Source organism: Pinisolibacter sp. DMC19 (genome assembly GCF_056313985.1).
In genome coordinates, this window is record NZ_JBQUZF010000022.1 from 1 (window position 1) to 950 (window position 950).

Consider the following 950-nt stretch of genomic DNA (forward strand, 5'->3'; position numbering starts at 1 on the left):
GCGAGCGGCGGGGTCATGCCGGCGGCCATGGCGGCGGCCATCGGGCCGTAGACCGCGTTGTCGGCCGAGGCGATCAGGCCGGTGGCGAAGGTATAGGCCGCCTTGTTGACCGGGCCGCCCATGTCGAAGGCCATCATCGCGCCGATGATCGCACCCAGCACGATCGCATTGGCGGTCTGCATGCCCTTGAGCCAAGCGGTCAGCGCCGACAGCGCCGCGGCGACCGGTTCGCCGATGACGTAGATCATCAGCAGGCCGACGATGGTGGAGCCGAGCAGCGGCAGGATCAGCACGGGCTTGAGACCGTCGAGATTGCGGCCGAGGCTGATGTTGTCGTTGAGGAACTTGACGACATAGCCGGCGAGGAAGCCGGCGAGGATGCCGCCGAGGAAGCCGGCACCGATGGTGCCCGCGAGCATGCCGCCGATGGCGCCGGGGGCGATGCCGGGCCGGTCGGCGATCGAATAGGCGATGAAGCCGGCGAGGATCGGCACCATCAGGGCGAAGCCGGACTTGGCGCCGATCTGGAAGAGGGCCTGACCGAGGGTGCCGGCATACTCGGGCTTGTAGACGTAGATGCCACCCAGGGCAAAGGCGATGGCGATGAGGAGACCGCCGGCGACGACGAAGGGCAGCATGTAGCTGACGCCGGTCATCAGGTGCTTGTAGACGCCGGTGCGATCGGCCGAACGGGCGGCCTTCTCGGCGGCGACGCGGTCGGCGAGCGGCGCGGCGGCGGAGGCCGCGGCGGCACCCTGGACGGTGGCTTCGGCGAAGGCCTTCTGGACGAGGGCCTTGCCGTCGCCGATGGCGGCCTTGGTGGAGGAGGAGAAGACGCGCTTGCCGGCGAAGCGGGCGAGGTCGACGTTGGTGTCGGCGGCGATGATGACGAGGTCGGCGCGGGCGATCTCCTCGGCCGTCAGCGCGTTCTGCGAACCGACCGACCCTTG

Annotated in this window: 1 protein-coding gene; it reads right to left on the reverse strand. The window is 69.6% G+C overall.

Annotated elements, in window-relative coordinates:
• On the reverse strand, positions 1-950 hold a 950-nt coding region (locus ACT53U_RS19605; protein WP_476157625.1), incomplete at both ends, for a PTS fructose transporter subunit IIC.